The following is an 8,121-nucleotide window of genomic DNA, read 5'->3' as shown; positions in this document are numbered from 1 at the left end:
GCACACGTCATTGCGCTCGCGAACGCAGAGGACCTGCCGGCTCACGGAGAAGCGGTGCGGCTGCGGTTCGAAGGGTTGCGTACCGGTGATCCGTCATGACCGATGCTCTGGGACAGGCGGTCTCGCTGGACGACCTCCCACTGCGTGAGGCACTGATCGGCAAGTCACCGTACGGTGCGCCGCAGCTCATCGTGCCGGTTCAGTTGAACACCAACGAGAATCCGCACCCGCCGACGCAGGCTTTGATCGATGATGTGGCGGACTCCGTTCGGGTCGCCGCCGGGCAGCTGCACCGCTACCCGGATCGCGATGCCGACGAATTACGGGCCGACCTCGCCCGGTACCTCACCGAGCAGACCGGCTTCGCTGTCGACACCGCCAACGTGTGGGCGGCCAACGGCTCCAACGAGATTCTGCAGCAGTTGCTGCAGGCATTCGGGGGACCGGATCGCACCGCGCTGGGCTTCGTACCGTCGTACTCGATGCACCCGATCATCTCCTCCGGGACGCAGACCGAATGGATTCCGGCGAAGCGTCGGGCAGATTTCTCTCTCGACGTCGACTATGCAGTGCAGGCGATCGAAGAACGTCGACCCGACGTCGTGTTCGTCACCAGCCCCAACAATCCGACGGGCCACAGCATCGACGAGGCGGATCTGCGCCGAATCCTCGACGCGGCACCGGGAATCGTGGTGGTCGACGAGGCCTACGCGGAATTCTCCTCTGCGCCGAGCGCGATCGGGTTGATCGAGAGCTACCCCAGCAAGATCGTGGTCAGCCGAACGATGAGCAAGGCGTTCGCGTTCGCCGGCGGTCGGCTGGGATATCTGGTGGCTGCCCCGGCCGTGGTCGACGCAATGTTGTTGGTGCGCTTGCCGTATCACCTGTCGGTCGTCACGCAGGCAGCTGCGCGAGCGGCCCTGCGGCATGCCTCGGACACCCTCGGGAGTGTGGCCGAACTCTCCGCCGAACGAGATCGGGTGGCAGCGGCTCTCGGCCGCCAGGGGTACGACGTGGTGCCGTCCGACGCCAACTTCCTGCTCTTCGGCCGGTTCTCCGATGCGGCCGTGACCTGGCAGCGGTACCTGGACGAAGGCGTGCTCATCCGGGACGTCGGAATCCCCGGATATCTTCGCGTCACCATCGGACTGGCGCACGAGAACGACCGATTCCTCACCGTCAGCGCAGCACTCGCATCGACCGAAACAGCAGAGGCACCGAAGTGACCACACCCGCTCCCCGCATCGCCAAGATCGAGCGCACCACCAAGGAATCCGACATCTCGGTCGAGCTGAACCTCGACGGCACCGGCATCGTCGACATCTCCACCGGCGTTCCGTTCTACGACCACATGCTCACCGCGCTCGGCACCCATGCTCGTTTCGACCTGACGGTGCGCGCGAAGGGCGACATCGAGATCGAGGCGCACCACACCGTCGAGGACACCGCGATCGTGCTCGGCCAGGCCCTCGGTCAGGCCCTCGGCGACAAGGCGGGCATCACTCGGTTCGGTGACTCGTTCATTCCGATGGACGAAACGCTCGTGCACGCGGCCGTCGATGTGTCAGGTCGTCCGTACTGCGTACACACCGGCGAGCCGGACTACATGGTGCACTCCGTCATCGGCGGCTATCCCGGCGTTCCGTACTCCACGGTGATCAACAAGCACGTGTTCGAGACGCTGGCCTCGAATGCCCGGATCGCACTGCACGTCCGGGTGATCTACGGCCGCGACCAGCATCACATCACCGAGGCCGAGTTCAAGGCTGTGGCTCGGGCGCTGCGTCAGGCAACGGAGTACGACCCCCGCGTCACCGGTGTGCTGTCCACCAAGGGAAGTCTGTGATCGGTCGATCGGCGCTCGTGCATTGAGCGGCCTGAGCTCCATCCGCGGTCTTCCGGCCGCGATGGCCATGGGTGCGGCGTCGTTCGGTGGCTGGGGACTGCTGCTTCCGGTGGTCCCCCTCGCGGTGTCCCAGTCGGGGGCATCGGATGCAGTGGCGGCTGCCAGCACCGCGATCTTCATGGCCACGACGGTGATCACTCAACTGTTCGTGCCGAGCATGCTGATGAAGGTCGGCCACCGCGCGGTTCTCGCGGCCGGATGCTTGCTCCTCGGGTTACCCGCGCTGCTGTTCATCGTCTCCGTCGAGGCCGCACCGGCGCTGGCGGTGTCCGCCCTGCGGGGCACCGGGTTCGGAATGTTGACGGTCGCCGGTGCCGCCATCGTCGCCGAGCTCGCTCCGACCGCGTTGCTCGGCCGGGCAACGGGCGCGCAGGGCATCGCCGTCGCCTTGTCTCAGATGGTCACGCTGCCACTGGGTCTGGTGATTTTCGCGGCTAGTCCGACGGCCGTGTTCGTCATCGGTGCTCTGGTGCCCGCAGCCGGCCTGATCGGAGTGGCGCTGTTGCCGCCGACCCGGCCCGCACCGCAGCCGCCGAGGATCGAGCGGGTTCGCCTCGACGTACGTCGATTCCTGGTGCCGTGTCTCGTCGTGGCCTCGGTGTCCGCGGCATACGGGGGAATCACCAGTCTGTTGCCGATCGCCGAATCGAACCGAGCCGCGATGATCGGACTCGCACTGGCCGTCGTCAGCGCCGCGATGCTCGTCGGACGATACGTCGCAGGGTCGGTGGCGGATCGAATCGGTATCGGACGCTCCGTGTTTCCGGCTCTGGTGTCGGCGGCGATCGGCATCGCTCTCTTCGCAATTGCCTCGCTCGGCAACATGCCCGCGGCGCTGTTCTTCGTCGCAGCCGTCCTGTTCGGGATCGGGTACGGCGCATGCCAGAACGACAGTCTCGTGATGGCGTTCGACGCAGCCGGCCCCGCCCGTTACAGCAGCGCGAGCGCCGTCTGGAACATCAGCTTCGACGCGGGGACCGGGGCGGGCGCACTCGCCCTCGGCGTCCTGGCGACAAGTGTGGGGTACACCGCCGGATTCGCCGCCGCGGCTGCCACGGTGGTCGTCGTCGCGGCGGTGGCGCTCATCGCGAGACCACGCCCCGATAGACTTCCCACATGACTTCTGTGGTGTTGCTCGATTACGGCTCGGGCAATCTGCACTCGGCGAAGAGGGCTCTCGCCCGGGTCGGTGCCGATGTGACCGTGACCTCGGACTTCGACGAGGCTCTGAACGCAGAAGCGTTGGTCGTTCCCGGTGTCGGTGCGTTCGCCGCCTGCATGGAAGGCCTGTTGGCGGTGAAGGGCGACCGCATCATCGGCCGTCGCCTGGCCGGCGGACGTCCCGTGCTCGGCATCTGCGTCGGAATGCAGATCCTGTTCGACCGCGGCGTCGAGTTCGGCGTCGAGGCGAACGGTTGCGGGGAGTGGCCGGGAACGGTGGAGCGTTTGCAGGCCGAGGTGCTGCCCCACATGGGATGGAACACCGTCGAGGCACCGGAGAAGAGCGTGCTGTTCGACGGCATCGATCCCGAGACTCGGTTCTACTTCGTCCACTCCTACGCCGCGCAGCAGTGGGAGCTCGAACCCAGCGACACCATCGCTGCCCCGTTGCTCACCTGGGCCGATCACGGCGGCCGGTTTCTCGCTGCAGTGGAGAACGGTGCGCTCTCGGCGACTCAGTTCCACCCGGAGAAGTCCGGTGACGCCGGGGCCGCGCTGCTCGAGAACTGGGTCCGATCGGTGTGAGCGAGCGCGATTTCTCACTCGGGCGCTTGGCCTTTCGAGCACTCGGTGCGGCTGTGATCGTGCTCGCCCTCGCGACGGCACTGATCGCGGTGCTGCAGCCGAGCGCCGGGGTGGGTCTGGTCATCGCGTTGGCCGGTGTGGTCGGCGCGATCGCGGCAATGGGTGTGGTGTCCACGCGCATGACGCGCAAGGAACTCCGGTAACACCACAGTCGACCCGTTTTGGGTTCACACACGCTCGGCCCGTAGCATAACCGCACGTGAGCCTGGTCTTATTGCCTGCTGTCGATGTCGCAGGCGGCGAAGCTGTCCGTCTCGTTCAAGGAGAAGCAGGAAGCGAAACGAAGTACGGGTCGCCTCGCGACGCCGCACTCGCGTGGCAGAACGACGGTGCCGAGTGGGTCCACCTCGTCGATCTCGACGCTGCGTTCGGCCGCGGATCCAACCGCGAGCTGCTGGCGTCGGTCGTCGGCGAGCTCGACGTCAAGGTGGAGCTGTCCGGCGGAATTCGTGACGACGAGTCGCTGCGCGCGGCGCTGGCGACCGGTTGCGCGCGAGTCAATCTCGGCACCGCAGCCCTGGAAGATCCGCAGTGGTGCTCCCGCGCGATCGGCGAGTTCGGCGATCGTGTTGCCGTCGGTCTGGACGTGCTCATCGTCGACGGAGCGCCGCGGTTGCGCGGTCGCGGTTGGGTGAGCGACGGCGGCGACCTCTGGGAGGTTCTCGAGCGGCTCGAGCGCGACGGGTGCTCGCGCTACGTCGTCACCGACGTCACCAAGGACGGCACGTTGACCGGACCCAACCTGGAACTGCTCGCCGATGTGTGTGCCAAGACCGACAAGCCGGTCATCGCGTCGGGTGGCGTGTCCACGATTGCAGACCTGGAAGCGATCGCCGGACTCGTCGACCGCGGGGTGGAGGGTTCCATCGTCGGAAAGGCGCTGTACGCCGGACGTTTCACGCTCCCGGACGCCCTCGCCGCGGTGTCTCGGTAACGCAAGAATGACCCTTCCCGAGGACCCGACTCGTCTGCTCGAGATCGCCGGAGGTCTGCTCGACGGCATCCACGATCGGTTCGTCGCCGGCGTCGGCGCACCGAGCGCGGTGCAGAAGGGCCCCGACGATTTCGCCACGGCGGTGGACCTGGAATTGGAGCGGCGGCTCGGTGCGGAATTGTACGAGGCCACCGGAATCGCCGTTCACGGTGAGGAGTTCGGGGGACCGGACTTGAACTCGGGACTCGTCTGGGTGCTGGACCCGATCGATGGCACCTTCAACTACTCGTCGGGATTGCCCTCGGCCGGAACGTTGTTGGCGTTGCTCGACGACGGCGAGCCGGTGCTCGGGCTCACCTGGCTGCCGTTGGTGGATCAGCGTTTCGGCGCTGTGGCAGGCGGGCCCCTGTTGCTCAACGGTGTCGCCCTCCCGATGCTGAAGCCGAAAGCGTTGCGAGAGTCCATGATCGGGTTCGGTGCGTTCAATGTCGCCAGCCGCGGTTCGCTGCCGGGCCGGTTTCGATTCCGCATTCTCGAAGAGTTGTCGATGCATTCCTCTCGACTGCGGATGCACGGTGCCACCGGGGTCGACCTGGCCTACACGGCCAGCGGAGTACTCGGCGGCGCAGTCGTCTTCGGTCACCGTGCCTGGGACAACGCGGCCGGTGCGCTGCTGGTACGCGCAGGAGGCGGAATCGTCACCGACCTTGCGGGTGAACCGTGGACGGTCGACTCTGCATCGGTCCTGGCAGCCGGACCGGGCGTGCACGAAGAATTGCTGAAGGTGATCACCGAACTCGGCGATCCCGTCGACTATCTGGAAGGACCGGTGCGATGAGCGTCGCGGTCAGAGTGATTCCGTGCCTCGACGTCGACGCCGGACGGGTCGTCAAGGGAGTCAACTTCGAAAACCTCCGTGACGCAGGCGATCCCGTGGAGCTCGCGGCCGCCTACGACGCGCAGGGTGCCGACGAACTGACCTTCCTCGACGTCACCGCGTCGACCTCGGACAGGGGCACGATGCTCGACGTCGTCAGCCGCACCGCCGAGCAGGTCTTCATCCCGCTCACCGTCGGCGGGGGAGTGCGCACCGTCGCCGATGTGGATCGGCTGTTGCGAGCCGGTGCGGACAAGGTCAGCGTCAACACCGCTGCGATCGCCCGACCGGAGTTGCTGCGCGAGCTCAGCGAACGGTTCGGCTCACAGTGCATCGTGCTCTCGGTCGACGCCCGAACCGTCCCTCAGGGGCAGCAGGACACCCCGTCGGGCTGGGAGGTCACCACGCACGGCGGCAAACGCGGCACCGGCATCGACGCCGTCGAATGGGCAGTGCGCGGTGCAGAACTGGGCGTCGGGGAGATCCTGCTCAATTCGATGGACGCCGACGGAACGAAGGCCGGATTCGATCTGCCGATGATCGCCGCCGTTCGGTCTGCGGTGCATGTGCCGGTGATCGCCAGCGGTGGAGCCGGTAGCGTAGAGCACTTCTCGCCGGCTGTGCACGCCGGAGCGGACGCCGTTCTTGCCGCGAGTGTCTTCCACTTCGGCGATCTCACCATCGGCCAGGTCAAGGATGCGATGCGCGCCGAGCACATCGTCGTTCGATAGCGAAGAGGATTTCCGATGACACTCGACCCGACGCTGTCCGCGCGGCTCAAGCGCAACGAGGCCGGGCTGTTCAGCGCCGTGGTGCAGGAAAGATCCACCGGTCAGGTACTCATGGTTGCGTGGATGGACGACGAGGCACTCGCTCGAACCCTCGACACCCGTAAGGGCACGTACTACTCACGGTCCAGGCAGCAGTACTGGGTCAAGGGTGAGACGTCGGGTCACACGCAGTACGTGCACGAGGTTCGACTCGACTGCGACGGTGACACCGTGCTGCTGGTCGTCGATCAGGTCGGCGCGGCGTGCCACACCGGCACTCACACCTGTTTCGACGCCGACGTCCTGTTGGGCCCCGACACTCAGGCGTGACCGGTCCCCGCTGCTATTCCCTTGTCCAACTGCGCCAGCAGAGTCGAACTCAGGGTCCCGAGTTGCTCGACCTCCGCGTCGGACAGACCCTCGAACACCAGCGACTGCACCGTGCCGACGTGCCCGGGTGCCGATTCCACGACTTTGGCCATACCTGCGTCGGTCAGCACCGCATAGGATCCCCGGCTGCCCGGGATACTCTCGCGCTCGACCCACCCGGCCTTCTCGAGCTTCGTCACCACGTGTGACAGGCGCGAGAGCGACGCATTCGCGTATTCGGCCAGATCGCGGAGTTGGATCCGCCGCTGGGGATTCTCGCTGACCGTCGCGAGGACGAAGTAGTCGAAGTGGGTCAGCTGCGAATCGCGCTGCAGCTGAGCGTCCAACGCTGCCGGCAACCGAGTGACCAGCGCGACGAGTGATCGCCAGGCCTCCTGTTGACTCTCGGTGAGCCAACGGGGATCCACCGTGTGTTGCGGTGTCGCCGACGTGTTCATCGCGGGGAACCTCTCGATCGAGTTGGTTGTCGCCTGCACATGATGCCTCGAGGTTCCCCCCACCCGAGGCATCGCGTCGGACAGTGCTCTAGCTGCGATGTGCTCGCAGGTACTCCAGAGCCTTGTCCGCATGGGCTTCGAACCGTACTTCGCTCGAGAAGGTCTCGAGGACCTTCCGGTCGGTGCCGATCACGAACGTCGCGCGTTTGACCGGGGAGAGCTTTGCCAGCAGACCGCGCTTGACGCCGAATGCGGTGGCGACACTGCCGTCCTCGTCGGAGAGCAGCGGGTAGTCGAAGGACTTGGCGGCGGCGAACTCTGCCTGCTTGGCGACAGCATCGGCGCTGATGCCGACGCGGGTTGCTCCGACCTCGGCGAACTCCGATGCCAAGTCCCGGAAGTGGCACGCCTCGGCGGTGCAACCGGGGGTGAAGGCAGCGGGGTAGAAGAACAGCACGATCGGACCGTTCGCCAGCAATTCGGTCAGTGTTCGGGTCTTTCCGGTCTGGTCCGGCAGGGAAAAATCGGGAACGAGCTCGCCTGGTTTCATGCTCGGCAGGTTACCGCGAGCACCGACCTTCCTGCCGCACCTGGGAGGATGGAGAAATGCACGGCGAGACGACCACCTACCCCAGCCCCACTCCCGATACCGAGAACTCGGACTCGACCACCTCACGTGAGGTGTTCCGGCATCTCGCCGCAGAGCACCGCGTGGTGCCCGTGACGCGAAAGGTGCTCGCCGACTCCGAGACTCCACTGTCTGCATACCGCAAGCTCGGTGCCGACCGGCCCGGAACCTTCTTGCTCGAATCCGCGCAGAACGGCAGCTCGTGGTCCAGGTGGTCGTTCATCGGTGCAGGCGCTCCGGCGTCGCTCACGGTCATCGACGGGGAGGCCGCATGGCGCGGCAACGTCCCCGCGGGCGTGCCGAGCGGCGGTGATCCTCTCGAAGTGCTGGCGCGGACATTGGAGCTGTTGCACTCGGAGCGGCTGCCCGGTCT

The 8,121-nt window shown here is 66.3% G+C and carries 11 protein-coding genes and 1 pseudogene; 10 read left to right on the top strand and 2 right to left on the bottom strand.

All coding sequences use genetic code 11. From position 1 onward, the window contains the following. The first annotated feature begins 95 nt into the window (after nucleotides 1-95). From A2J02_RS19995 to hisI, 9 genes are all read left to right on the top strand, one after another. A complete protein-coding gene (locus tag A2J02_RS19995; RefSeq protein WP_068052629.1) occupies nucleotides 96-1,226 on the top strand; it encodes a histidinol-phosphate transaminase in 1,131 nt (376 codons plus the stop codon). After that, nucleotides 1,223-1,846, top strand: coding sequence for an imidazoleglycerol-phosphate dehydratase HisB (gene hisB / locus A2J02_RS19990; protein ID WP_032394340.1), 624 nt, complete (start codon nucleotides 1,223-1,225; stop codon nucleotides 1,844-1,846). The genes A2J02_RS19995 and hisB overlap by 4 nt, the downstream gene beginning before the upstream one ends. A gap of 61 nt (nucleotides 1,847-1,907) precedes the next feature. Continuing rightward, nucleotides 1,908-3,026 (top strand): MFS transporter, encoded by a 1,119-nt coding sequence (locus tag A2J02_RS19985; protein ID WP_068052636.1) that lies wholly within the window; start codon nucleotides 1,908-1,910, stop codon nucleotides 3,024-3,026. Further along, nucleotides 3,023-3,652, top strand: a complete 630-nt coding sequence (gene hisH / locus A2J02_RS19980; protein ID WP_037192708.1) for an imidazole glycerol phosphate synthase subunit HisH — start codon at nucleotides 3,023-3,025, stop codon at nucleotides 3,650-3,652. The genes A2J02_RS19985 and hisH overlap by 4 nt, the downstream gene beginning before the upstream one ends. Beyond that, nucleotides 3,649-3,855: a hypothetical protein gene (locus A2J02_RS19975; RefSeq protein ID WP_068052626.1), complete on the top strand. Its 207-nt coding sequence runs from the start codon at nucleotides 3,649-3,651 to the stop codon at nucleotides 3,853-3,855. Before hisH ends, A2J02_RS19975 begins: the two co-directional genes overlap by 4 nt. Nucleotides 3,856-3,911: 56 nt before the next feature. Further along, a complete protein-coding gene (gene priA, locus A2J02_RS19970; RefSeq protein WP_008715867.1) occupies nucleotides 3,912-4,646 on the top strand; it encodes a bifunctional 1-(5-phosphoribosyl)-5-((5-phosphoribosylamino)methylideneamino)imidazole-4-carboxamide isomerase/phosphoribosylanthranilate isomerase PriA in 735 nt (244 codons plus the stop codon). 7 nt (nucleotides 4,647-4,653) lie between these two features. Then, nucleotides 4,654-5,484: an inositol monophosphatase family protein gene (locus tag A2J02_RS19965; protein WP_068052622.1), complete on the top strand. Its 831-nt coding sequence runs from the start codon at nucleotides 4,654-4,656 to the stop codon at nucleotides 5,482-5,484. Next, the gene (gene hisF / locus A2J02_RS19960; protein ID WP_068052619.1) at nucleotides 5,481-6,254 is read left to right on the top strand and encodes an imidazole glycerol phosphate synthase subunit HisF; all 774 of its coding nucleotides are present in this window, start codon (nucleotides 5,481-5,483) and stop codon (nucleotides 6,252-6,254) included. Before A2J02_RS19965 ends, hisF begins: the two co-directional genes overlap by 4 nt. 15 nt (nucleotides 6,255-6,269) lie before the next feature. Then, entirely contained in the window at nucleotides 6,270-6,623 is a 354-nt protein-coding gene (gene hisI / locus A2J02_RS19955; RefSeq protein WP_068052616.1) for a phosphoribosyl-AMP cyclohydrolase, read from the top strand. On the opposite strand, the gene A2J02_RS19950 is transcribed toward hisI, so the two are convergent. Together A2J02_RS19950 and A2J02_RS19945 are read right to left on the bottom strand one after the other, a co-directional pair. Then, on the bottom strand, nucleotides 6,614-7,120 hold the full coding sequence (locus A2J02_RS19950; protein WP_068052632.1) for a MarR family winged helix-turn-helix transcriptional regulator: 507 nt from the start codon (nucleotides 7,118-7,120) through the stop codon (nucleotides 6,614-6,616). The two genes, hisI and A2J02_RS19950, sit on opposite strands and share 10 nt — an antisense overlap. 88 nt (nucleotides 7,121-7,208) lie before the next feature. Next, complete coding sequence (locus A2J02_RS19945; protein ID WP_068052614.1) at nucleotides 7,209-7,670, bottom strand: peroxiredoxin; 462 nt, start codon at nucleotides 7,668-7,670, stop codon at nucleotides 7,209-7,211. A gap of 56 nt (nucleotides 7,671-7,726) precedes the next feature. Here A2J02_RS19945 and A2J02_RS19940 point away from each other — a divergent pair. Beyond that, nucleotides 7,727-8,121, top strand: a pseudogene (locus tag A2J02_RS19940) (anthranilate synthase component I); the annotation flags it as partial.

Origin of the sequence: Rhodococcus sp. EPR-147, assembly GCF_001647185.1 — a bacterium.
GTDB lineage: Bacteria > Actinomycetota > Actinomycetes > Mycobacteriales > Mycobacteriaceae > Rhodococcoides.
The sequence above is the reverse complement of the archived record's forward strand: the minus strand, read 5'-3'. Positions and strand labels throughout refer to the sequence as shown.

Bases quoted from the DNA above. Each gene is read 5' to 3' on its own strand.
- A2J02_RS19995 (WP_068052629.1), top strand. From the start codon at position 96: ATGACCGATGCTCTGGGACAGGCGGTCTCGCTGGACGACCTCCCACTG.
- A2J02_RS19985 (WP_068052636.1), top strand. From the start codon at position 1,908: ATGGCCATGGGTGCGGCGTCGTTCGGTGGCTGGGGACTGCTGCTTCCG.
- hisH (WP_037192708.1), top strand. From the start codon at position 3,023: ATGACTTCTGTGGTGTTGCTCGATTACGGCTCGGGCAATCTGCACTCG.
- A2J02_RS19965 (WP_068052622.1), top strand. From the start codon at position 4,654: ATGACCCTTCCCGAGGACCCGACTCGTCTGCTCGAGATCGCCGGAGGT.
- hisF (WP_068052619.1), top strand. From the start codon at position 5,481: ATGAGCGTCGCGGTCAGAGTGATTCCGTGCCTCGACGTCGACGCCGGA.
- hisI (WP_068052616.1), top strand. From the start codon at position 6,270: ATGACACTCGACCCGACGCTGTCCGCGCGGCTCAAGCGCAACGAGGCC.
- A2J02_RS19950 (WP_068052632.1), bottom strand. From the start codon at position 7,120: ATGAACACGTCGGCGACACCGCAACACACGGTGGATCCCCGTTGGCTC.
- A2J02_RS19945 (WP_068052614.1), bottom strand. From the start codon at position 7,670: ATGAAACCAGGCGAGCTCGTTCCCGATTTTTCCCTGCCGGACCAGACC.